The organism is Planctomyces sp. SH-PL62 (assembly GCF_001610895.1).
In the GTDB taxonomy this organism is placed as follows: domain Bacteria; phylum Planctomycetota; class Planctomycetia; order Isosphaerales; family Isosphaeraceae; genus Paludisphaera.
Map to the genome: position 1 here is coordinate 5182411 of NZ_CP011273.1, position 23931 is coordinate 5206341.

Consider the following 23931-nt stretch of genomic DNA (forward strand, 5'->3'; position numbering starts at 1 on the left):
GGGTCGTCCCGAGGTTCACCGCCGGTTTCGAGGTCCAGGCCCATGAGCGAAGCGTCGCCGATCGTCGTCCCCCAAGGCTTCCGCGCGTCGGCCGTCAAGGCGGGCGTCAAACCGTCCGGGGGGCTGGACCTGGCCTTGCTGGCGGCCGACGTCCCCTGTACGGCCGCCGGGACGTTCACGACCAATCGCGTCTGCGCGGCGCCGGTGCGCTGGTGTCGGGAACTCGTGCCGTCGGAGACGATCCGGGCGGTGGTGGTGAACGCCGGGAACGCCAACGCGGCCACCGGGGCGCAGGGCGAGGCGAACGTCAGGCGCACGGCGGAGGTCGCCGCCGGGCTCGTCGGCTGCGACGCCCGTCAGGTCCTGATCGCGTCCACGGGGGTCATCGGCCACCAGCTGCCGATGGAGAAGATCGAGGCCGGCCTTCGCGCGGCGGCCCCCGGGCTGTCGACCGATCCGGAGAGCTTCCGGACGGCCGCGCAGGCGATCCTCACCACGGACACGCGCACCAAGATCGTCTCGCGATCGGTCGGCGGGGCGTCCCTGTTCGGCATGGCGAAGGGAGCGGCGATGATCGGCCCCCGGATGGCGACGATGCTCGCCTTCCTGACGACCGACGCCCGGATCGCGCCGGCCGACCTCCAGGCGGTGCTGTCCGAAGCCGTCGAGGAGAGCTTCAACTGCCTCTCGGTCGAGGGCCACACCAGCACGAACGACACGGTGCTGCTGCTGGCCTCCGGGCTGGCCTCCTCCGACCCCCTGCGCGGGGAGGCCCTCAAGTCGTTCGCGGGCGAGCTTCACGACGCCTGCCAGACGCTGGCGCAGGAGATGGCGGCCGACGGCGAGGGCTCGACCCACTTCATCACGATCGACGTCGAGGGCTGCTCCGACCGCGAGGAGGCTCGGACCCTGGCCCGCGCGGTGGCCGACAGCCCGCTCGTGAAGACGGCCATCCACGGCGCCGACCCGAACTGGGGCCGGATCGTCTCGGCGGCGGGCTACGCCGGGGTCCCGTTCGAGGAGACCGAACTCTCGCTCTGGATCAACGGCGTTTCCGTCTACGAGCGAGGCACGCCGACGGCCTTCGACGCGGCCGCCCTTTCGGCGGACCTGCGCGCCAACCGCGCCGTCCACCTCCGCCTGCTTTTCGCGCGAGGCCCGGCTTCCATCCGCTTCTGGACCTGCGACCTGACCGCCGAGTACGTCCACCTCAACGCCGACTACACGACCTGAGCCGGCCGTCCCCATTCGGCCGCGTGGAGACGAAGGCGGGACGAGGGGCGGCGATCCCGGGCGCTTGAGGCGCCCGGGATCGCTCCACGGCTCATTTCACGACGGGCTTCGGCCCGGACTCGGCCTCGGCGGGGGGGGCGGCGGCCGGTTCCTTCGCGGCCTTGCGCTTCACGCGGGCCTGGCCGTAGGGCATGGTCGGCGGCTGGTCGGCGGGCTCGACGAGCTTGTGCTCCCGGTCGAGTTCGGGCTTCTCCAGCACGCTGACGATCCCCGAGGGCCAGACGATCGTGAGCTTGTCGATGGGCTCTGCGCCGACGCCGATGAGCAGGCGGGGGTCGTTGGCGGACTCCATGCTCACGCCCCCCTTGAGCTGGCGGTAGATGGTGCGCCGGGGGGTCTCGACGATGGCCAGCGAGCCGATGGCGTCGCGGTTGCTTTTGGTCCCTTGCAGGGCGAGGCGGACCCAGTGGTTCGTCGTCGGGGTGTCGTTGCGGAGGATCGCGGCGGGGCCGTCCTTCTCGTTGACGACGATGTCGACGTCGCCGTCGTCGTCCAGGTCGCCGAACGCCGCGCCCCGGCCGACGTGCTTCTTTTCGAAGTACGGGCCGACGTCGCGGGTGGAGAGGCGGAAGCGCTTCCCGGCCATGTTGCGGAAGAGGAGCGGGGGCTCCTCGTAGTCGATCGGCTGATTCAGCTCGCGGCGGTTGTTGTCGACGTGGCCGTTGCTGATGAAGAGGTCGGGCCAGCCGTCCTTGTCGAAGTCGGCCAGGGCGGTCCCCCACTTGACGAAGGGCATGGTGTCGGACGCCAGGCCGAAGAAGGCGGTGTTGTCGAAGAAGCCGCGGTTCCCGAAGTTCTGGTAGAGCGTGGCGTATTCCTGCGCGAAGTTGGTGACGAGCAGTTCGGGGAGGCCGTCGCCGTCGACGTCCTCGGCGTCCACGCCCATTCCCGACTGGGCGGAGCCGTTGTAGTCGAAGGCGGCGCCCGAGAGTTCGGTGGCGTCCTCGAAGGTGCCGTCGCCCCGGTTGAAGAAGAGGAAGTTGGGGGTCATGTCGTTGGCGACGTAGAGGTCGATGAGGCCGTCGTCGTTGAGGTCGGCGGCGACGACGCCGAAGCCGTGGCCGTCGGACCTGGGGTTGGGCGTCCGCTTCTTCTCGATCACGTCGACCATCTTCTTGGCGCCGGTCTCGGGGTCGACCTCCTCTTTCTGGCCGACGACCACGTCCGACTCGACCGTGATGGCCTGGTCGTAGACGTCGGTGAAGGTCAGGTCGCCGTTGTTGCGGTAGAGCATGTGCTTCACGCCGACGATGGTGCGGGGCGAGGCGTAGAGCCAGATCTTCTTCTCGGGATCGCCGACGCGCTGGTGGTCCTCGGGATAGTTCCAGCGGCCGTAATTGGCGACGTAGATGTCCAGGTCGCCGTCGTTGTCGAAGTCGAGCATCGCCCCGCCGGAAGACCACGAGGGTCGATCGACGCCGGCGGCCGCGCTCACGTCCTGGAACGTCCCGTCGCCCTTGTTGAGGTAGAGCTTGTTGGGGCCGTAGTTGCAGAGGAAGACGTCGGCGTCGCCGTCGTTGTCCACGTCGCCGACGATGATCCCGTGGCAGAAGCCCCGGTAGCCGAGGCCCGATCGCTCGGTCACGTCTTCGTACCGGCCCCCGCCCAGGTTCTTGTACAGGCGGTTCGGCCCCTTCTCGGCGGTCCCCAGCGGCAGCAAGGTCTGGGTGGCGAAGTAGAGGTCGAGCAGGCCGTCGCCGTCATGGTCGAAGACGGCGACGCCGGAGCCGTTGGCGGTGGGGAAGTGCTTCTCATCGTTCATCCCCGAGAAGTGGACGAAATCCACCCCCCATTCCTGGGCGACCTCGGTGAAGCGGAACGGGCTCGACTCGGTCTGCTTGGAGAGGGTCGCGGAGTCCGAGAGCAGGGTCACGCGGTCGCCGGCGATGGAAGAGACCGCGCGGGCCGGCTTCTTCGCCGCCGCCGAGGTCGACGACCTGGCGGCGGTCTTCCCGGCCGGACGTGTTGCACCGGGGCTTGCGGTCCCGGCGGGTTCGGAAACCTCGCCGTCGCCCTCCTTGCCGCAACCCGCCACGGCGAGGGCGAGAGCGGCCCACGCTGCAACCCCGAAGATCCAAACCACGCGGCCGCCGCGTGGTGACTGGCCTCGACGAATCGTGCATCCCATGACGGGCCCTCGCATCGCCCGCGGGACTCCGACGGGGATGACCTTCGCTGGAGAATGGATGGAGTAGGACGATCGGCCGACGGACCGGGCCGGGGACCTCGCCCCTCGCAAGGCGAGGAGTCCGGGAGGAGGCGGCCGCCGCCTTACCGATCGTACCACGCCCCCTTGCTCCTTGGCGATCCGGTCCCCCGGGCGGTCCGAAGTGGGCCGCCTCGGATGAACCGATGCCGGCTGGTACGGGATTCGCAACACTGCAGGCGACAAGTTCCGGCAAGGCCCGCGCATCCCCCCCATACGACCAGCGAAACCTTGGCGCGGCTTACGCAGTCCAACCAGACGGTGTATCTTTCAGATAACCTTGAGAACCCGAAACCTCCGTGTATCCGTTGACATGCTCAGGTTGTCTCCGCAACGTCGAGGGGCACCCGGGAAACCGTCAACTCGATGCCGCGCCCGAGCGATAGACCCTTTGATCGGCCTCTCCACGGAGGGCGGAAAACCACCCTGGGAGTTTATTCATGCAACGACTCGTATCGACCTCGGTCCTGGCGGCGATCGCCGCGGCCCTGGGTCTCTTCGGAACGCCGAGCGCATCGGCGGCACCGGCGCCCTCCACCTATGCAAACGTCGAGAAAGCGATCCGAGACGTCAACCATGCCTGGGACCGCAAGGACGTCCCCAGCGACCCCAACGCCCCGGGCTGGGGGGTCTTCTTCGAGGCCATCCTCGGGCAGCTCAAGACGTATTCGGAGGCCCAGACTCCGGAAGCCCGCCTCGTCCCGTTGAACCAGCTCTACCAGATGTCGGCCGCGCTGGCGCCCGTCCCCTGGCAGCCGGCCCAGACGATCCGTGAGGAGCTTCGATCCTGGCTCCGCCCCCGCGTCCAGCTCGCCTGGGCCGAGCGTCGGCTCAACGACCGGCTCCGGGGCCTCCCGCCCACCGACGATCCGGCCCTGCAGGCGAACCGCCAGCGATGGGTCGATTTCGTCGGCGAGGACCTCGGCCAGGCGCTGTCGAAGTACCACGCGGCGTCCACGGTCACCCAGCGGCAGGACGGCCTGAAGGAGATCCACCGCGCCCTGGGCGAGTTGAGCGAGCGGAACGCCGCGCAGCCGTGGCAGCCCTCGGCCGAGCTTCAGGCCGCGATCAACGGCCTGTTCAATCAGCCGAACCTCGACATCACCGCCGACCTCTCGATCGTCCAGCCGATCTTCGACGCCAACCTGGTCACCACCGGCCCGGTCTACCGCAAGGGCTACTGGTCGCAGGTGACGGCCGGCCCCAAGACGGGCTTCGGCCTGCTCCCCAGCGATGACGGCATCCTCTTCTACAACAAGCAGCTCCTCCAGAGCACCACGCCGATCCACGACTTCCAGAACCAGGTGGCCGCCGACGACCAGGGCCGTCGCGCCGCCCGGATGTACCAGTTCTCCGCGACCTCCCTCGACTGGGCCGAGCAGACGGTCTACGCCCTGATCAGCAGCGGGGGCCTGTCGCTCACCCCGATCGCCTCGCACAACGTCAACGCCCAGATCTGCACCACGCCCCAGGCGGGCGGCGGGTTCATGCGGGCGATCGCCGGGCTGGTCGGCTACAACCAGGACCGGATCACGAACGAGGCCTATCAGAAGGCGCTGGCCGAGTTCCGGCAGCGAATCCCCCAGGAGGCCCAGGAGGAAGCCCAGGAGCGGATCGCCGGCGAGATCGCCCAGCGCAACGCCCAGATCCAGCAGTACCTGATCGGCGACAACCTGCTGGCCATTCAGGAGTTCCTCGTCTCCGGGCTGTCGATGCGGTCTCGGCCCGACGCCGTCTACGTCGGCGGCCTGTTCCAGTCCCGCACCGGCGACGCCCAGCGCGGGGCCGACGCCCCGCAGCCGGCGCGGCTCGCCGCCCCCGACGCCGGGCTGACCGCCGACATCCACGTCGGCTCGGTCCTCACCAGCGCGGTCGACGCCCTGTTCCGCCGGCCGGGGGTCCAGAACGTCCAGAACGTCATGATCGTCACCCATGACGTGCCCCCCGGCACGCCCCCGGCCCAGGCCGTGACGATCACCACCAACGTCGACTTCCCGACCTACCTCAAGGCCGTCGAGGAGGCCGTGAAGGCCAAGAACCCCAAGGTCCAGGCCCTGCGGATCCGCCGCCCGGCCCAGCCGCCCGAGTTCGCCGCCGACGCCCGCGGGTTCCTGGTCGCCCTGGTCAAGGACATCGAGATCGACCTCCCCGCCCCCGACCCGTCGACCCAGGCGGGCTCGGCCCTCGGCGCCGGCGCCAAGGTCCTGCGCATGAAGCTGCCCCAGGCGGAGATCGCGCTCTCCTACAACGTGGAGCCCCGCTCCGCGACTTCGTACCACGTCGGTGGCAAGATCGAGGACATCACCGTCCCGCCGACGGCCCAGGTGCTGGCGATCCGCGACGCCGAGGCCGAGGCCGAGGCCAAGCCCCTCAACCGCTTCAGCGGCGCCCTGGTCATCACCGCCGTGCTCGGCCGGCTCCGCACCCAGCCGCTCGACGCGAACCTCGACAACGTCCGCCTGCCGGGCCTGGCCATCCAGTCGGTCTCGCCGGTCGACCCCTCGGGCTGGGTCCGCGTGAACCTCGTGCGGACGACCGAGGAGACGCCCGTCGTGGCCCCGGTCGTCGACGCGACGCCGACGCAGCCGGCCGCCCCGGAGACCGTCGCGGTCGACGCGACGATCCCGATCCAGGTCCAGGTCCCCGCCCAGGCGGCCGTCGTCACCTACGAGCAGCAGTGACCCCGGCCCGATCCCTGATCGAAGCCGCCTGAATCCACGGCCGAGGCGTCCCGGAACCAACCCGCGACGCCTCGGCCGTCTTCGTTTTCGAAGCCCAGCGCCTGATCGGCTCGCCCCCTCGGCCGGCGCTCAGTAGACGACGGTCTCGGCCGCGAGGGCCTCCGGGGTGATGGTGCGGATCGCCTCGGCGGCGCGTTGCACGTCGGCGCGGGAGACGTCCAGGTGGGTGCAGGCCCGGATGGTTTGCGGGCCCAGCGCGGCCACCAGGACGCCGTGCGATTTCAGGTGGGCGGCGATGTCGTCCGCGGTCCCCAGCTCGGGATCGACCGCGACCCAGACCAGGTTCGTCTCCACGCCGTCGAACTCCAGGGCCAGCCCCTCCACCTCCTCGAAGACGTCGGCGAGCAGCCGGGCGTGGGCGTGGTCCTCGGCCAGCCGATCGACGTGGTGGTCGAGCGCGTACAGGGCCCCGGCCGCCAGGATTCCCGCCTGGCGCATCGCGCCTCCCAGGAATTTGCGGAGCTTGCGAGCCCGGTCCATCGCCTCGGCCGTCCCGGCCAGGGCCGAGCCCACCGGCGCGCCGAGGCCCTTGGAGAAGCAGATCGAGACCGTGTCGAACCAGCTTCCCCACTCGTCCGCCGGGACCCCCGAAGCGACCACGGCGTTCATCAGCCGGGCGCCGTCGAGGTGCCTCGCCAGGCCCTCCCCCTTCGCCCACCGCGAGACGGCCGTCACGTCCTCGATCGGGTGGACCCGGCCCCCTCCCCGGTTGTGGGTGTTCTCCAGGGCGACCAGCCGGGTGCGCACCATGTGCAGGTCGTCGGGCCGCACCTCGTCCTCGATATCCGCCAGCCTGAGCAGGCCCGCATCGCCGGGGAAGGTCCGGGCCGTGACGCCCCAGTGACGGGCGATCCCGCCGGCCTCCCACAGGTAGAGGTGGGAAGACTCCGCGCAAAGGAGTTCGTCGCCGGGCCGGGTGTGGAGGCCCACGGCGATCTGGTTGGCCATCGTGCCCGAGGGCGTGAACACGGCCGCTTCCTTGCCGAGCAGCGCGGCCGTCCGGGCCTCCAGCGCCCGGATCGTCGGGTCCTCGCCGTAGACGTCGTCGCCGACCTCGGCCTCCGCCATCGCCCGGCGCATCGCGGGGGTCGGCCTGGTCACGGTGTCGGACCGGAGGTCGATCGGCGGTCGGCTCATCGGCTGCATCTCCCCTGGGGCGTTCGGGTTCTCGACGACCGCGATTGTCCGGCCCGGCGGCCGGCGCGGTCAACCCGGAACCTTCGCCGGTCGACGTTCGCGCCGCTTCCTCGTATCCTGGAGGAGACCGCCGACCCTCCCCCACTTCCCCCCCCCGAGGAACCGCCCGGATGGGCTATCGCTCGCTCGCCGAATGCGTCCAGGACCTCCGACGGACCGGCCAGCTCGTCGACGTCGACGAGGAGGTCGACCCCCATCTCGAAGTCGCCGCGATCCAGCGCCGGGTGTATCAGGCGGGGGGGCCCGCGGTCTACTTCTCTCGGGTGAAGGGGACGCCGTTCCCCATGGTCGGGAACCTGTTCGGGACCATCGACCGCGCCCGGTTCCTGTTCCGCGACACCCTCGAATCGGTCCGCCGACTGGTCGAGGTGAAGGTGGACCCCTCGGCGGCGATGAAGCGGCCCTGGCGCTATCGCGGCCTGCCCGCGACCGCGCTGCGGCTCCTCCCCCGAAAGGTCCGCCGGGGCCCCATCCTCGCGCACCAGACGACCATCTCGCAGCTCCCCGCGCTGACCTCCTGGCCGGACGACGGCGGCCCGTTCGTCACGCTGCCGCTGGTCTACACCGAGGACCCGGACCGCCCCGGGCTGGCGCGGTCGAACCTCGGAATGTACCGAGTCCAGCTCTCGGGGAACGCCTACGAGAGGGATCGGGAGGTCGGACTCCATTACCAGATCCATCGCGGGATCGGCGTCCACCACGCGGCGGCGATCCGCCGGGGCGAGCCGCTGCGGGTCAACGTGGTGGTCGGCGGGCCCCCCGCCATGAGCGTCGCCGCCGTGATGCCGCTCCCGGAGGGACTCCCCGAGCTGGCCTTCGCGGGGGCGCTGGGGGGGCGTCGCGTGGCGATGGTGGCCCCCGAGGGGCGGCTGGCGATGCCCGCCGAGGCCGACTTCGTCATCTCCGGGATCGTCGACCCCGACGCCCGCAAGCCCGAGGGTCCGTTCGGCGACCACCTCGGCTATTACAGCCTGGCCCACGACTTCCCCTTCCTCCGGGTGGACCGGGTCTATCATCGCGAGGGGGCCGTCTGGCCGTTCACGTCGGTCGGCCGCCCCCCGCAGGAGGACACGACGTTCGGCGAGCTGATCCACGACCTGACCGGGCCGATCATCCCCACCGTCCTTCCCGGCCTCCACGCCGTCCACGCCGTCGACGCCGCCGGCGTCCACCCCCTGCTCCTGGCGATCGCCAGCGAGCGCTACGTCCCCTACGCCGAGGTCCGCCAGCCCCAGGAGATCCTGACCGTCGCCAACGCCGTGCTCGGCCAGGGTCAGCTCTCGCTGGCCAAGTACCTCCTGATCGTCGCCCGCGAGGACGACCCGGATCTGGACATCAACGACATCGCCGCCTTCCTCCGCCACCTGCTCGAACGGATCGACTGGACGAGGGACCTCCACTTCCAGACCCGGACCACCATGGACACCCTGGACTACTCCGGCCACGGGCTGAACCAGGGCTCGAAGGTCGTGATGGCCGCCGCCGGCCCCAGGCGCCGGGAACTTCCCCGCGAGCTTCCCCCCGGCTTGCGGCTCCCCGACGGCTTCCGCGACCCCCGACTGGTCATCCCCGGCGTCCTGGCCGTCTCCGGCCCGAAGTTCGAGCCCGACGCCACCCGGATCCGGGAGTTCTCCGCCTCCTTCGGCCCCGACGACCCGATCCGGGCCTTCCCGATGATCGTGGTGGTCGACGACGCCGAGTTCACCGCCCGCAACCTCACGAACTTCCTCTGGGTCGTCTTCACCCGGTCCAACCCGGCCGTCGACGTCCACGGGATCGGCGAGTTCGTCCAGGACAAGCACTGGGGATGCACCGGCCCGCTCGTGATCGACGCCCGCATCAAGCCCCACCACGCCCCCCCCCTGATCGACGACCCCGAGACCGAAGCCCGCGTCGACCGCCTCGCCGCCCCCGGAGGCCCGCTGCACGGCATCCTCTGAGACCCCCCGGCCGACGTCGCGGCGATTGGGTTCAAAATTGGGTTCGTTCGCGCGCGGTCGAACGAACCCATCGGACGTAAACCATTGCCACCAAATAGGTTTATCTGGATACCGCCGCACCATGGATTGGCTTCCTTCGGCGTTTTTCGCCTCGGCGACCTTGTTCGGCGGGACCGGAAGGTCATCTGAAGCCCCTGCTGCCGGCATCACGGCGATTGGGTTCAAAATTGGGTTCGTTCGCGCCGCGGCCGGACGAACCCATCGGACGCAACTTCTTATTTTCAAAGTCCTTTTGATAGATCCAACCGCCCCGTGGATTGGCTTCCTTCGGCGTTTTCTCCTCGTCGATCTCGTTCGCCGGGGTCGGGTGGGCGGTCGACATTCGACCGTCTCGGCACCGCGTGCAAGGCGGCGTCGAGGAGGAGGCGCGACGGAACGCCCCACCAGGACAATGCGCCCGGTCCGGCGGTCGCGAACGAGATTCGGCGTGGAGAGCAGGGCCATGCCCCGGCGGCGGCATTTGACGAGCCGGTCAAGGGGCGATAGACTGAGTCTCCCTTGGAAGAGAGGGGGGTGCGCGGTCGTTGCGCGAAGACCGTCAGGACTCGGGCTTGCGTTCGCTCCTCGCGGGCGTTGCGCGGCGTCGGGCTCGTCGTGTTCGCGTCAGGCTGGATCGGCACACAGTACCCATGTGACCTCGTTTCCATTCGACCCTGGCAAGGCCGCCCCGGGCGCGACGCTCCGGGGAGCGCGGCTGGATCGAAATCGTCGTCAAGAGAGGTGGAATTCGTGTCTTTGGTCGTCAAAGATCTGATCGACGCCGGCGTACACTTCGGCCACCGGGCCAGCCGCTGGAACCCGAAGATGAAGCCGTACATCTACGGCAAGCGCAACCTGATCCACATCATCGACTTGAAGGAGACGGTGCGCGGGCTGCTTCGCGCCACCAAGTACTTCCACAAGGTCGCCTCGCAGAACGGGCTGATCCTGTTCGTCGGAACCAAGCGGCAGGCTTCCGAGACGCTCGTCGAGGAATGCACCCGCAGCGGCATGCCCTACGTCACCGAGCGTTGGCTGGGCGGCACGCTGACCAACTTCCGGACGATCCGCAGCCGGCTGGAACGGCTTGAGGAGCTGGAGACGATCCTCGACGGCGAGCAGGCCGCGAGCTACTCCAAGAAGATGATCTCCACGCTCACCCGCGAGCGTCGGAAGATCGAGCGTAACCTCAGCGGCATCCGCAACATGACGCGGCTCCCCGAGGCCCTGCTGGTGGTCGACCCGCGTCGCGAGCACATCGCCGTCGCCGAGGCCCGCAAGCTGGGCGTCAAGGTCGTCGCGCTCCTGGACACGGACTGCGATCCGGACCTGGTCGACCTGCCGGTCCCGGCCAACGACGACAGCATGCGGTCGATCGAGCTGCTGATCAAGCGGCTGAACGACGCGATCATCGAGGGCAAGGCCATCGCCCCCGACCTGCCGCCGCAGGTGGAAGAGCGCGAGGAGCGCGGCCCGCGTCGCGGCCGTGACGACCGTGGCGGTCGCCGTGGACCCGGCGGTCCCCGCGACGGCATCCGCATGGGCGGCGGCGGCGGCAGCGGCCCCGTCCCCCGTCGGGCCCCGGACAGGCCCCGGTCCCGGCTCCGGCCCCCGTCGCCCCCGCCCCGGTCGCCGAAGCGGCCCCGGCCGTCGACGCGGCCCCGGCCGCCGACGCAGCCCCTGTCGCCGAGGCGGCTCCCGTCGCCGAAGCGGCCCCGGCCGTCGAGTCGGCCCCGGCCCCTGTCGAGCAGCCCGCCGAGTCGGCGTCCGCCGAGCCGAAGGACGAGGCCCCGGCCGCCGAGCCGACCGGCGAAGGCGCCTGACCCTCGCCCCGCGAGGGTCCGCCATCGGACCATCAACCGGCCGCCGTCTCCGCGACGGCGGCCGGCCCCTCGCGCCGTCCCGATCCCCCCGATCGGCCAGCCGATCCGTTTCGACGGTCCTTCGACCGACGCTTCCCGGGATCGATCGGACGCGCGACACCCCCCGCACAGATCCGCTCGAAGCCACGAGTCGACCGAAAGCAAGAGGAGAGTTCCCGAATGGCCGCGATCACGGCTCAGGTTGTCAATGAGTTCCGCAAGAAGACCGGACTGGGCCTGATGGAGTGCAAGAAGCTCCTGACCGAGGCCGACGGCGACCTGGCCAAGGCCGAAACCCTGGCCAAGGAGCGTGGGCTCAAGCAGGCCGAACTTCGCGCCGGGCGCGCCGCCACCGCCGGCCGCGTCGAGGCGTACATCCACCACGACTCGAAGTCGGGCGTCCTGGTCGAGCTGAACTGCGAGACCGACTTCGTCGCCCGCAACGACGAGTTCAAGCAGCTCGCCAAGGACCTCGCCCTGCACGTCATGGCGGTCAACCCCAAGTACGTCCGCCGCGAGGACGTGCCGGCCGACGCCGTCGCCGAGCAGAAGCGGATCTTCATCAGCCAGGTGGCCGACAAGCCCGAGGCCATCCAGGAGAAGATCGCCGTCGGCAAGCTCGACTCGTGGTACGCCGAGTCGGTCCTGATGGACCAGCCGTTCATCCGAGACGACACGAAGAGCGTCAAGGACGTCATCATGGCCGTCAACGCCCGCGTCGGCGAGAACATCTCGATCGCCCGCTTCGCCCGCTTCATCGTCGGCGAGGCTCGCTGAGCCGAACTTCGACGCGCCGGACGCCTTCGGCCCTGGCGTCCGGCGCGTTCGTCCCCCCGCTCCGAGGCCGGATGGACCCCTCGCGCCGCCCCGATCCGCAATGAAGGAAAAGGACATGGACTCCCCCGCCTCGACCGAGCGCCCCGCCTTCCGACGCATCCTCCTGAAGCTCTCCGGCGAGAGCTTCTGCCGCCCCGGCGAGGGGGGGATCAGCGTGGAGGAGGTCAGCCGGATCGCCCGCCAGGTGACGCGGGTCGCCTCGCTCGGCGTCGAGATCGCCATCGTCGTCGGCGGCGGCAACATCCTCCGCGGCGCCCAGCTCAGCCGGGGCTCGGACGTCATCAAGGAGGCGACCGCCCACTACATGGGGATGACGGCCACCGTCATCAACGGCCTGGCCCTCCAGGACGCGCTCGAGAGCCTGGGCTGCGAGACCCGGCTCCAGACCACGATCCGGATGGACGAGATCGCCGAGCCGTTCATCCGCCGCCGGGCGCTCTCCCACCTGGCCAAGGGCCGCGTCGTCGTCCTGGCGACCGGGACCGGCAGCCCGTTCGTCACCACCGACACCGCCGCCGCCCTCCGCGGCAAGGAGTTGGGGGTCGACGTCCTCATGAAGGCCACCCGCGTCGACGGCGTCTACTCGGCCGACCCCGAGAAGAACCCCCACGCCCTGCTCTACGAGTCCCTCTCGTACGACCAGGTGCTCCGCGACGAGCTCAAGGTCATGGACATGACGGCCATCGGCATGTGCATGGAGAACCGGCTGCCGATCCTCGTGTTCAACTTCAAGAAGGAAGGGAACATCCAGCGGGCCGTCTGCGGCGAGCCGATCGGCACCTGGGTCGGCGTCTCCCCCCGGCCTCGGGCCGGCGCGGCGGCCTCCGCCTGATCCCGGCCCGACCCCTCCGAACCGCCCCGCTCCTCACGCCAGCCCCCAGGGGGCCTTTGCCCGCAGGCCGCGATCCGGGTAAGCTGGCGGATTGATCGCGCGGGCGTCCGACGTCCCACGTCGACGCCCGGGCCTCTCCGTTCATTCCGATTCGATCCGACCCGATTCAACGCGTCCGCCGACGAGCCTGGGAGCCGTTCCGATGAGCATCGAAGAAATCGCCCTCGAAGCCGAAGATCGGATGGAGAAGAGCGTCACCCTGCTGATCGACCAGCTCCGGGGCATCCGCACCGGGAGGGCCAACGTGGGGCTCGTCGAATCGGTCCGGGTCGAGTACTACGGCTCGTTCACCCCGCTCAAGCAGCTTGCGAACCTGAGCACGCCCGAGCCCCAGCAGATCCTGATCCGCCCCTTCGACCCCTCCGTCGTCGGCGACATCATCCGGGCCATCCAGGTCAGCGAGCTGGGCCTCACCCCCAACTCCGACGGCAAGGCCGTCCGCCTGAACATCCCCCCGCTCTCCGTCGAGCAGCGCAAGAAGCTCGTCGGTCGCGTCAAGGACCTCGCCGAGGAGGCCCGCGTCTCGATCCGCAACATCCGCCGAGACGCCAACAAGCAGGGCGACCAGGAGCAGACCGACAAGATCCTCACCGAGGACGACCTCACCACCTGCAAGGAAGAGATCCAGGCCCTCACCAAGAAGTTCGAGGGCAAGGTCAACGACCTCGCCGAGAAGAAGTCCGCCGAGATCCTCGAATCCTGATCCGCCCCCCGGGGAGAGGAAAATCCGACGTCTCCCCGCCGCTCTCTTGACCCACGCCCCCGAGGATCTCTATAGTGGGGAACCCCGGGGGCGAACGGCTCCCAGCCTCAATCTCCGGGCGATTAGCTCAGTTGGCTAGAGCGCATGCTCGACACGCATGAGGTCACAGGTTCGAATCCTGTATCGCCCACTCCCTCCGCCTCGTCCCGGGACGACGCCAGGTCGTCCCCCTTGCGTCGACCGAGTCCCCCCTCGCTCGACGCGTCCGAACTCGTCGTGGCGTACGCCAGGTCCGTGGACGTGCAGTCCGAGCCGAACGGCGGCGTCGGGCCAGGAACGTCCGGCGAGCGCTCGGTCCGTCGCCGCTTGATGACGGGGACGAATGGAAGCCGCACCTGAAGGCGGAACGGACGTCGGATCGAGACCCGCCGACGTCCGCTTCAAGCTCCACCGGCCCGCCCCGGATCAGGTGGGCAGACAGCCCCTCGACTTCATCAACTCGATGATGCGGTCGACGCATTCATCCACATTGATTTGATCGGTCTGGAGCACGAGGTCCGGCGATTTTGGTTCCTCGAACGCCGCCGTCACGCCGGGCATCTGCGCGATCTTGCCCTCGTCGGCCATCCGATACGCGCCGCTCTGGTCGCGATCTCGGAGCACTTCCATCGGCGCGGTGCAGTAGACCTCCAGGATGCGGTCCCGGCCGATGAGCTGCTTCGTCCGTTCGCGTACCGCCTCATGGGGTGCGACGAAGGCCGCGATCGTGATGATCCCCGCGTCGTTGAGCAGTTTCGCCACCTCGGCCGACCGCCGCAGGTTCTCCGAGCGGTCGTCGGCGGTGAACCCCAGGTCGCGGTTCAGCCCCTGGCGCATGTTCTGGCCGTAGAGCACCGTCACCGCCCGGCCCTCGTCCCACAGGCGGCGTTCCAGCCCGAAGGCGATCCGGCTCTTGCCGCTGCCGGTCAGGCCGACCAGTAAGACCGTGACCGGCACCTGGTGGTAGCGCTGCTCGCGCTCGGCCGGCTCGACCAGGCTTCCGCGCTGCTTGAGGCGGGCCGCCGGCTCGGACGCCCAGACGTCGCCCGGCGGTCGACTCCCGCCGGCCTCCAGGATCATGCCCGCGCCGACCGTGTCGTTCGTCAGCCGGTCGATGAGGATGAACGCCCCGGTCGCGTGATTGATGGAGTAGGGGTCGCAGGCCAGCGCCCGGGTCAGGCTGAGCTGGACGTGGCCGACCTCGTTCAGCCCCAGGCGGGTGATCTCGCGGTGCTCCAGGGTGTTGACGTCGACGCCGTAGCGGAAGGCCGAGACCTCCGCCGACACCTGCCGCGTGGTGTGCTTGAGCGTGTACGATCGGCCGGGGACGAGCGGTTGCTCGGTCATCCAGACCACCATCGCCTCGATCTCGCTGGTCAGGTGCGGCTGGGAGTCCGGCCGCACCAGCATGTCGCCGCGGCTGACGTCCACCTCGTCGGCCAGAGTGACCGTCACCGCCTGGGGCGCGAAGGCTTCTTCCAGCTCGCCGTCGTAGGTCACGATCGACTTCACCCGGGTGCGCGTGCCCGACGGCAGCACCACGACCTCGTCGCCCTTGCGGACGATGCCGGACGCCACGGTGCCGGCGAAGCCGCGGAAGTCGAGGTTGGGGCGGATGACGTACTGCACCGGGAACCGCATGTCGGTCATGTTGCGGTCGCTGGCGATGTGCACCGTCTCCAGGTGGTCCAGCAGCGGCGGGCCGGCGTACCACGGCATCGCGTCGCTCTTGGCGACGATGTTGTCGCCCTTCAGGGCCGACATGGGGATGAAGGTGATGTCGCGCAGCTCGAGCTTGGCGACGAAGCCGGTGTAGTCGTCCTTGATCCGCTCGAAGACGTCCCGCGAGTAGTCGACGAGGTCCATCTTGTTGACGGCGACGACGACGTGGCGGATGCCCAGGAGCGACACGATGAACGAGTGCCGGCGGGTCTGGGTCATGACGCCGTGTCGGGCGTCGATCAGGATGATGGCCAGCTGGCACGTCGAGGCGCCGGTGGCCATGTTGCGGGTGTACTGCTCGTGGCCGGGGGTGTCGGCGATGATGAACTTGCGGCGGTCGGTCGAGAAGTAGCGATAGGCGACGTCGATGGTGATCCCCTGCTCGCGCTCGGCCTTCAGGCCGTCGGTCAGCAGGGCGAGGTCGACCTCGCCGGCGCCGGTGGTGCCGACCTTCTCGCTGTCGCGCTTCACGGCGGCGAGCTGGTCCTCATAGATCGTCTTGGTGTCGTGCAGGAGCCGGCCGATGACCGTGCTCTTGCCGTCGTCGACGCTGCCGCACGTGAGGAAGCGCAGCAGTTCTTTCTTCTGATGGCGGGCGAGGTAGGAGTGGATGTCTTCCTGGCTCAGGTCAACAGCTTGCATCTTCAGAAGTACCCCTCGCGCTTCTTCTGCTCCATCGACCCCGTCTCGTCGTGGTCGATCATCCGGCCCTGCCGCTCGGAGTTCCTGGCCAGCAGCATCTCCTCGATGATCTCCGGCAGCGTCGTCGCGTCGCTTTCGATCGCCCCCGTGAGGGGGTAGCAGCCCAGGGTGCGGAACCGCACCCGCTTGAGCATCGGCTCCTCGCCGGGCCGCAGCCGCATCCGGTCGTCGTCCACCATGATGAGCGTGCCGTCGCGTTCGACGACCGGGCGGACCTCGGCGAAGTAGAGCGGGACGATCGGGATGTTCTCCAGGTGGACGTATTGCCAGACGTCCAGCTCGGTCCAGTTGCTCAGCGGGAAGGCGCGGATGCTCTCGCCCTTTTCCACCTTGGAATTGTACAGGTCCCAGAGCTCCGGCCGCTGGTTCTTGGGGTCCCACTGGTGGAGCCGGTCGCGGAAGCTGTAGACGCGTTCCTTGGCCCGGCTCTTCTCCTCGTCGCGACGGGCGCCACCGAACGCGGCGTCGAACTGGTAGTGGTTCAACGCCTGCTTGAGCGCCGCCGTCTTCATGACGTCGGTATGCGTCTTCGATCCGTGGTCGAACGGGTTGATGCCCTGTTCCACCCCTTCCTGGTTGACCCAGATCTTCAGGTCGAGCCCCTGCTCGCGGCAGAACCGGTCGCGGAACTCGATCATCGCCCGGAACTTCCAGGTCGTATCGACGTGCAGCAGCGGGAACGGGAGCCGGCCTGGGTAGAACGCCTTCTGCGCCAGCCGGAGCATGACGGCGGAGTCCTTGCCGATCGAATAGAGCATCACCGGCCGCTCGAACTCGGCGGCGACCTCGCGGATGATGTGGATGCTCTCCGCCTCGAGCACTCTCAGATGGGTCAGGTTGTAACTGCTGCTGATCATTCCCTCTCCTCTTACGACCTCGCTCTCCTCGATCCTATACGAAACGCCCTCGGTCGGGTAGAGGCTCTTCACGGGCGGGCGTCCCGCGCGACTTCGGGGCTTCGCTCCGCCGCGTGGAAACCGGCTCGACGGAGGGGCCGAGACCACCGGGACCGGACCGCACGAGGCGGTTCGGAGCGGATTGATGCTCCCGGGGATTGACCGCCGGCCTCGAGGTCTCTATATTAAGGCTCCCGGGGCGACAAGCTCCAAACCAAGGGACCCCGGGCGATTAGCTCAGTTGGCTAGAGCGCATGCTCGACACGCATGAGGTCACAGGTTCGAATCCTGTATCGCCCACTCATTCCGACCCGGTTTCCGCGACCCATCTCCCTTCCTCTTGAGATTGGTCGCGGCGAAACGCCGGTCGTTCAGGAACTTCGATGAGAAGGAAGGTCGAGCCGATCCGGGCTCACCTTCCTTCCTTCGTTTCGAAGCCCCGTGCGATGGAAGAATCGGCGCAGCGGCGATTTCGACGAAGAAGCCGTCGAAGGACCGCCCTGCGGGGCGAGCCTCGACGGCTTCCGGTGGATCGAACGGCTTCCGGTCGGGTTCGGCCGGGCCTGGTCAGTTGCCGACGACGAAGTGGGCGTCGCTGGCCTCGGGGTCGCTGACGATCCGGCCGATGAGCTCGAATTCCAGCTTCTGGTTGAACGGCAGCTTCACGGCCAGGGCCTTGAGGGGCATCAGGAACTGGGCGCCCTGGAAGGGGATCGGGAAGACGTTCGAGCCGACCAGCGAATTCAGCGGCTGCAAGGCCTCCAGCCCCTTGATCGACGGCAGGCGGAACGACGACTTGATCGCCTTCGCGTCGGTCTTCACGGCCTCCGTCGCCGGTCGTTCCGGCGGCTGAGGAGTCGGGGTTTCGATCGCGGGCGTCGCCGGGGCCGAGCTCGGGGCCGGGGCCGCGTCCTGGTCCTTGTCCGGGGCCGGGATCGTCGGCCTGGCGGCGGGCTTGGGCTTGCGGCGGGACTGGGGGCTGGGGACGGGCTCGGAGGAGGCGTCGTCGGCCGCGGCGGCGGGCTCCTCGTCTTCGGGGAGGGCGGGGAGCGGCGCGGGGGTGCCGTCGACGTGGACGCCCTGCGGGAGCGTGCGGCTGGGGAGTTCGGGGAGGGCCGCCGCGGTGCGCGGGACCTCGGGGCGATCCGTCGTCGCCGGATGGGCGTCTTCGGGCGCGATGCCGGCCTGGGGAGGAGCCGGCGTGTCGTCGTCGGCGACCTCGGCCGAGATCACGGCGAGGTGTTCGCGGACGACGGCCCTGCCGTCGGCGTCGGCCACGGTGTGCGGGCCGAAGGCGACGACGAGGACCTCGCCGTCGGGGATCAGCCACTCGCCGGCGGCGGCGGCCCGGCCGACCTCGGGGATCTGGACCTGGGGCTCGGCCGGAGTCCAGCTCGCCCGGCCGGTCGCCTCATCGGTCTTGGCGGCGGGGGCGGCTTCGGCCTGGCAGCAGGGCGACTTTTCCTTGCCCTTCTCCTTGCACTGGGCCAGGATCGCGATCGCCTTACTGGGATGATGGTTCGCCTTCACGGCGTCGGCGTCGATTTTGGGGTCGGCGTCCATCGAGGCCGAGACGGTCACCGTCACGGCGGCCGGCTTGTCGCAGTCGGCGTGCACGTGGGCGACGGCCTTTTTGTCGGCGGGCGACCCAATGTTGTGGACGCTTCGGACGTCGACGTCGTCGATGACGACCTGGGCCAGCACGCCCTGGTCGAGCTTGCGGCCGACGATGGTGGCGGCGAGGCCCTCGCGGACCTTCTCGGTGATGGGTCGGGGGGCCTTGTCCTTGCCCTTCCAGACCACCTGCGTCACGAACTCCTGGTTCTTGCGGGTGGTGATGTGGACGGGGCTCTGCGCCTTCCCCTTCACCGCGACCGGGGCGACGGCGACGCCCTGGTCGACGCCGGAGAGGCGGTCGAGGAAGTCGTCCGGGGAGGTCCAGACGCTCACGGCGTTGTGCTGGGCGACCGATTTCAGCCCGGCGCCGGCCTGGCGCCAGTCGAGGCCGCGCACCGCGACGGAACGAATCCGGTAGGTGATTTCCGGCCTGGCGGCTTCATCCGGCGGCGAGCCTGCGCCCGCGGCGGCCAGGGCCGCGGCCACCCATCCTAGTGCGACGCCCATGCGACGACCTCCATTTCGTCTTGTCGATCCTTGAAGCGCATCTCGACCGAGCCCGGTCAAATCGGGGCGGATCATACGGCCGTCGCTCGGGGCGGTCAACCGCGGCTCCCGGCCTTTCCGGGCCGGAACTTGAGGAATCTAGGAAAAAGGTTCCGGCGCGGCCGATGTCAGGCGTCTGGCAAACCGAGGCCCGGGACCGGACAATCGAGGGATCGGGGTGCGACCGCGCGGTCGTTGCGAACGCCGTCGCCTCGGGAAACGCCTGGAATCGCCATGTCGCCGAATACGTTGTCGCGCGGAGAAAATCTGGATCGCGTCCGCGCCGGGGGGATCTGGGACGTCGTCATCATCGGCGGGGGCGCGACCGGGCTGGGGGCCGCGGTCGATGCGGCCTCGCGAGGCTACCGGACGCTCTTGCTGGAGGCGGTCGACTTCGCCCACGGCACGTCGAGCCGGAGCACGAAGCTGGTCCACGGCGGGGTCCGCTATCTCGCCCAGGGGAACGTCCCGCTGGTCCGCGAGGCGCTCCGTGAACGCGGCCTCCTCGCGCGCAACGCCCCGCACGTGGTGCATTCCCGCGACTTCATCGTGCCCGCGTACCGCTACTGGCAACTGCCGTTTTATGGGATCGGGCTCTGGCTGTACGACCGGCTGGCGGGCCGCCTCAGCCTGGGCCGGTCGAGATGGCTCTCACGCGCGGAGGTCCTGCGGCGGACGCCGACGATCCGCGAGTCCGGCCTTCGCGGCGGCATCCTCTACACCGACGGCCAGTTCGACGACGCCCGGCTGGCGATCTCGCTGGCCAGGACGGCGGCCGACCTGGGGGCCTCGATCCTCAATCATTTCGCGGTGGTCGGGCTCGTCAAGGAGATGGGCCGGATCGTCGGCGTGCGGGCGAAGGACGAGGAGACGGGCGAGACCTTCGAGATCCGCGCGCGGTCGGTCGTCAACGCCACGGGGGTCTACGTCGACGCGGTGCGGCGGCTCGACCAGCCCGACGCCTCGGCCCTGCTGGCCCCGAGCCAGGGGGCGCACATCGTGCTGGACCGGTCGTTCCTGCCGGGCGATGCGGCGGTGATGATCCCCAAGACCGACGACGGCCGGGTCCTGTTCGCGATCCCCTGGCACGACCGCACGCTCATCGGGACGACCGACGTCCCGCTGTCGGCCACGCCCCGCGAGCCCCGGCCGCTGGCCGAGGAGCTGGAGTTCCTGATGGAGCACGCCGGGCGGTATCTGAGCAAGACGCCCCGTCGCGAGGACGTGCGGAGCCAGTTCGCCGGCCTCCGGCCGCTGATCAACGCCGAGGCGGGGCGCGGCGGCCAGACCAAGAAGCTCTCGCGCGAGCACGCCGTCGTCGTCTCGGACTCGGGCCTGATCACGATCACGGGAGGGAAATGGACCACCTACCGGGTCATGGGCCGCGACGTCGTGGACCACGCGGCCGAGGTCGGCGGCCTGCCGCGCAAGCCCAGCAAGACCGAGTCCCTCCATCTCCACGGCTGGACCGAACACCCCGCCGCGAAGGAGGAAACCCTGGCGCTCTACGGCTCCGAGGCGGCCGACATCCGGGCGATCGTCGACGCATCGCCCGAAGCCGGTCGGAAGCTGCACGAACGGCTCCCCTACCTCGAAGCCGAGGTCGTCTGGGGAGTCCGCCACGAGGCCGCGAGGACGATCGAGGACGTCCTGTCCCGGCGCACCCGCGCCCTGTTCCTGGACGCCCGCGCCTGCATCGAAGCCGCCCCCCGGGTCGCCGCGATCATGGCCGAGGAGCTGGGCGAGGACGAGGCCTGGCGCGATCGCGAGGTCTCGCGGTTCCTCGCCCTGGCCGCCACCTACCTCCCGGCGTCCGGCGAGGGATCGTGACCGGACGAGCGGCGGGGCCGAGATCGACCCCCGATCGCGGCTCAGCGCCAGAAGCAGTCCATGGGGTCCTTGGCGATGTATTCGAGGGCGTCGTCGAGGGTCAGGACGACGTCGCCGAAGTCGCCGACCGACCGCCAGCGCTCGTTGAAGACGTTCCAGTAGAGGACCGCGAACCGGCCGTCGGCCTGGGGCCGAAGCCGAGCGAGCGGCTCGCCGCAGTCCTCGCGGAAGAGCGTGTAGCCGTGGCGGTCCTTCCGGACCCCCACGCCGCCTCCCATCATCCCGTCATAGGCCGCGATCCGATTTTGCACGAAATCGAGGATGACCGGGCGCGGAGCCGCGACGGCGCCCCCCTGACCCTTCCCGCTCCCGGAGGACTTCCGACCGCCCGACTTGCTGGATTTCATGTCCGAGATCCGGTGAGAACCGGCCCCCTCACTGCGAAGTGATCCGCGCGTCCCGCCCCGGCGTTCGATTCCCTAGAATCATCCCGACCGCCCCAGCTCGAACGCAAGGATAATCCGCCGCACCCAAGCGACATTTGTTCAGATTATCCGCGAGGATCCCGGCCGAGGGAACCCCCGATCGAGGCCGTCACGCGGAATGGGCTTGCCACCGGCGCCCTTCCGGCGGACCTTAGAGGATGTCAGCTTGGCCCCCCCAACCCGTCCGGGTCCGGGAATCGGAGCCAATCCACCCTTCCAGGAGACGCCGCCCGGACCGATCCGGGCGTTGCGAAAGACCAATGTCCGACCAGACGCTACTGACCCTGTGGGACGACGTCCGCACCAAGACTCTCGACGTGCTCAAGGGCCTGGACGACGTACACGCAAGATGGGCGCCGCCGAACCTTCAGAACTCCTGCCTGTGGCACGCCGGCCACAACTTCGTGGTGGCCGAATTCCTGGCCTCGCGGGCCCTGGGAGTCCCGGCGCAGCTCCCCGAGAACTGGCTCAAGATGTTCAGCTGGGAGAGCAACCCGGCGCATATCCGCACCGAGGAATGGCCGCCGCTGGCGGTGGTGACGACGGCCCTGTCGGAGCAGCACCGACGGCTCCGCGAGGTCTTCGCCGGCCTGACGCCGGACCAGCTCGACGCCGCCGACCCGGGCAAGCCCGAGCGCTCGGCCCGCCGCACGATCCTGATCGCCATGCAGGATGAGGCCCGCCACATCGGCGAGGTCATGCTGCTCCGCAAGATGATGACCAAGACGTTCGTCGTCGCCGGGACGTCGTTCGCCTGATCCGCGATCGCGATCGAAATCAGCGCCTCGCGGGCGCGACGACCGGATCGCCCGCGAGACGGCCGAGGCGACGCTCCAGCACGGGGGCGATCGCCTCGGCCGCGATGCGATGCCCTTCCTCCGACCAGTGGGTGTCGTCGGGGAGATAGGCCAGCCCGCCCGACGCGGCCGACGCGCGGAACGGCCCGGTGAGGTCCACGAAGCCGACGTCCGGCGCGATCTCCTCGACCGCCCGCCGAAGGTCGTCCGGCAGGTCGTCGGACGGCCAATCGTTGCAGGGGGAGTCGGCCGCGAACCGGCAGAAGTCGCGGTAGACCCGCAGCTTGGCGGGCACGAACGCGACGACCAAATCGACGCCGTTCTCGCGGCAGAGCGCGTACGCGTCGGCCAGGATGGCCTGCACCCGCTTCAACTCGGGCGAGTCCCCGCGCGGGAAATCCGGTCCCCCGGACCCATGCTGAATGCCCGTGCCGAAGTAGAGCGGGATTTCGCGACCGTCGCGGTCGTGGAACAGCCCCGTGTACGCCTCGGCGGGCCGGGTCGGATCGGGACGGATCCAGTTCCTGATGAGGAACCCGAGGCCGTTGCGGGCGAAGCTCCGGCCGTAGGCCCCCTCGGCCCGGCGGCTGTCGAGGATGTAGCGCAGGTTCTTCTGGTTCGCGTCGTACTCGTGAAGATCCTGGAGGTCGTTCCCCTCGTAGAAGGCCCAGACGCAGGCGGACGGCCGATAGCCCACCCCGAAGCGTCTGAGGACGTTCCACTCCTGCTGCGGGCCGTAGCCGGTGCGTCCCAGGTTGACGACGCCCCGGCCGAGGAGCCCCGCCAGCCGGGTCGTCACCAGGTCGTCGGCCTCGACATGGAGCCCTTCGATGAACGAATCGCCGACGACCACGACGTCGGAGCGGTCGGCGTCGGTCGGGTTTCGGAAGCCGTTGGCGTCGGTGATCAGCTCGCAGTTGTACCGCCGCCAGGGCTTCGCGCCGCGAAGTCCGTACAATTCGGCGCCGTCGTAGCGGAACCGAGTCCGCTGGTGGGGCTCGCGGACGTAGATCAGGTCCGCATCGGGCTGGTTCCCCGAACGCCGCCAGGGGGGCGTCGGCGCCGTGAAGACGACGCGATAATCGATCAGTCGCAACAGCGCCGGGAGTTCCAGCGCGCCGAGCGCGAGCCCGAGCGTCGCCGTGCAGAGCGCGAATCGCCCCAGCGTCCCGGCGGGGCCGTGCGTCGAGAAGACGAAGAACGGCCCCCAGGCCGCGAGGTAGGCCAGGCCCAGGAGGCCGACGAGATGCTCGGGATTGGTATCGAACGCGGTGGCGCCGAAACGAAGGGCCAGCACGACTGACGCCGCCCAGGCCGCGAAAACCAGCATCCGCAAGGCGCGTTTCCGTCGCTCCATCGCCCGCTCGCCCCCCCTCCCCGCAGCCTGCCCACCCGGGACCCTCCCGGCGGGAGTCGGATTAGGGGCGCGATGCGGATTCCTGTCAACGGCGGACCGCGTACGCGTAGGTGCACAAAATCCACGAATCGCCCGGATCTTGTTTGGCTCACCCTTTGACGGAGGGTAATCTAGACCTCATGGTAAACTATTCGAGAAACCATGTTGGATCCCGACCCTCTCCGCCCCCG

At 69.4% G+C, this 23931-nt stretch carries 17 protein-coding genes and 2 tRNA genes; 11 read left to right on the top strand and 8 right to left on the bottom strand.

Going from position 1 to position 23931, the window contains the following annotated elements; all coding sequences use genetic code 11:
- Positions 1-42 precede the first annotated feature (42 nt).
- Complete coding sequence (argJ, locus tag VT85_RS20030) at positions 43-1233, top strand: bifunctional glutamate N-acetyltransferase/amino-acid acetyltransferase ArgJ (RefSeq protein ID WP_068419404.1); 1191 nt, start codon at positions 43-45, stop codon at positions 1231-1233.
- A gap of 91 nt (positions 1234-1324) precedes the next feature.
- On the opposite strand, the gene VT85_RS20035 is transcribed toward argJ, so the two are convergent.
- Complete coding sequence (locus tag VT85_RS20035) at positions 1325-3376, bottom strand: CRTAC1 family protein (RefSeq protein WP_068419406.1); 2052 nt, start codon at positions 3374-3376, stop codon at positions 1325-1327.
- 563 nt (positions 3377-3939) lie between these two features.
- Between VT85_RS20035 and VT85_RS20040 the strand changes: the two genes are divergently transcribed.
- Positions 3940-6180 carry a hypothetical protein gene (locus tag VT85_RS20040; RefSeq protein ID WP_068419408.1) on the top strand — a complete coding sequence of 747 codons (2241 nt, stop codon included), beginning with the start codon at positions 3940-3942 and terminating at the stop codon, positions 6178-6180.
- 129 nt (positions 6181-6309) lie between these two features.
- On the opposite strand, the gene ltaE is transcribed toward VT85_RS20040, so the two are convergent.
- The gene (gene ltaE / locus VT85_RS20045; RefSeq protein WP_068422374.1) at positions 6310-7377 is read right to left on the bottom strand and encodes a low-specificity L-threonine aldolase; all 1068 of its coding nucleotides are present in this window, start codon (positions 7375-7377) and stop codon (positions 6310-6312) included.
- Between the two features lie 170 nt (positions 7378-7547).
- On the opposite strand from ltaE, the gene VT85_RS20050 reads away from it, so the two are divergent.
- Complete coding sequence (locus VT85_RS20050; RefSeq protein WP_068419411.1) at positions 7548-9377, top strand: UbiD family decarboxylase; 1830 nt, start codon at positions 7548-7550, stop codon at positions 9375-9377.
- Between the two features lie 181 nt (positions 9378-9558).
- On the opposite strand, the gene VT85_RS27825 is transcribed toward VT85_RS20050, so the two are convergent.
- A complete protein-coding gene (locus tag VT85_RS27825) occupies positions 9559-9759 on the bottom strand; it encodes a hypothetical protein (RefSeq protein WP_156512966.1) in 201 nt (66 codons plus the stop codon).
- A gap of 407 nt (positions 9760-10166) precedes the next feature.
- Between VT85_RS27825 and rpsB the strand changes: the two genes are divergently transcribed.
- From rpsB to VT85_RS20075, 5 genes are all read left to right on the top strand, one after another.
- A complete protein-coding gene (gene rpsB / locus VT85_RS28675) occupies positions 10167-11519 on the top strand; it encodes a 30S ribosomal protein S2 (RefSeq protein WP_197490897.1) in 1353 nt (450 codons plus the stop codon).
- On the top strand, positions 11459-12055 hold the full coding sequence (locus VT85_RS20060) for a translation elongation factor Ts (protein WP_068419413.1): 597 nt from the start codon (positions 11459-11461) through the stop codon (positions 12053-12055). Before rpsB ends, VT85_RS20060 begins: the two co-directional genes overlap by 61 nt.
- A 115-nt stretch (positions 12056-12170) precedes the next feature.
- The gene (gene pyrH / locus VT85_RS20065; RefSeq protein ID WP_068422377.1) at positions 12171-12947 is read left to right on the top strand and encodes a UMP kinase; all 777 of its coding nucleotides are present in this window, start codon (positions 12171-12173) and stop codon (positions 12945-12947) included.
- Positions 12948-13149: 202 nt separating this feature from the next.
- The gene (gene frr, locus VT85_RS20070; RefSeq protein ID WP_068419415.1) at positions 13150-13710 is read left to right on the top strand and encodes a ribosome recycling factor; all 561 of its coding nucleotides are present in this window, start codon (positions 13150-13152) and stop codon (positions 13708-13710) included.
- A gap of 116 nt (positions 13711-13826) precedes the next feature.
- Positions 13827-13900 (top strand) — tRNA-Val (locus tag VT85_RS20075).
- Positions 13901-14175: 275 nt separating this feature from the next.
- On the opposite strand, the gene cysN is transcribed toward VT85_RS20075, so the two are convergent.
- Together cysN and cysD are read right to left on the bottom strand one after the other, a co-directional pair.
- On the bottom strand, positions 14176-16113 hold the full coding sequence (cysN, locus tag VT85_RS20080; RefSeq protein ID WP_068419417.1) for a sulfate adenylyltransferase subunit CysN: 1938 nt from the start codon (positions 16111-16113) through the stop codon (positions 14176-14178).
- Between the two features lie 2 nt (positions 16114-16115).
- Positions 16116-17030: a sulfate adenylyltransferase subunit CysD gene (gene cysD / locus VT85_RS20085; protein ID WP_068419419.1), complete on the bottom strand. Its 915-nt coding sequence runs from the start codon at positions 17028-17030 to the stop codon at positions 16116-16118.
- Positions 17031-17295: 265 nt separating this feature from the next.
- On the opposite strand from cysD, the gene VT85_RS20090 reads away from it, so the two are divergent.
- Positions 17296-17369 (top strand) — tRNA-Val (locus tag VT85_RS20090).
- A gap of 267 nt (positions 17370-17636) precedes the next feature.
- On the opposite strand, the gene VT85_RS20095 is transcribed toward VT85_RS20090, so the two are convergent.
- Positions 17637-19193, bottom strand: a complete 1557-nt coding sequence (locus tag VT85_RS20095; RefSeq protein WP_156512967.1) for a hypothetical protein — start codon at positions 19191-19193, stop codon at positions 17637-17639.
- Positions 19194-19466: 273 nt separating this feature from the next.
- Here VT85_RS20095 and VT85_RS20100 point away from each other — a divergent pair, with 273 nt between their 5' ends.
- On the top strand, positions 19467-21062 hold the full coding sequence (locus VT85_RS20100) for a glycerol-3-phosphate dehydrogenase/oxidase (protein WP_082858756.1): 1596 nt from the start codon (positions 19467-19469) through the stop codon (positions 21060-21062).
- A 41-nt stretch (positions 21063-21103) separates the two neighbouring features.
- Here VT85_RS20100 and VT85_RS20105 read toward each other — a convergent pair whose 3' ends face one another.
- A complete protein-coding gene (locus VT85_RS20105) occupies positions 21104-21469 on the bottom strand; it encodes a hypothetical protein (RefSeq protein ID WP_068419423.1) in 366 nt (121 codons plus the stop codon).
- A 338-nt stretch (positions 21470-21807) separates the two neighbouring features.
- Here VT85_RS20105 and VT85_RS20110 point away from each other — a divergent pair, with 338 nt between their 5' ends.
- Entirely contained in the window at positions 21808-22305 is a 498-nt protein-coding gene (locus tag VT85_RS20110; RefSeq protein ID WP_068419425.1) for a DinB family protein, read from the top strand.
- A 19-nt stretch (positions 22306-22324) separates the two neighbouring features.
- On the opposite strand, the gene VT85_RS20115 is transcribed toward VT85_RS20110, so the two are convergent.
- Complete coding sequence (locus VT85_RS20115; RefSeq protein ID WP_082858758.1) at positions 22325-23701, bottom strand: alginate O-acetyltransferase AlgX-related protein; 1377 nt, start codon at positions 23699-23701, stop codon at positions 22325-22327.
- Between the last annotated feature and the right edge of the window lie 230 nt (positions 23702-23931).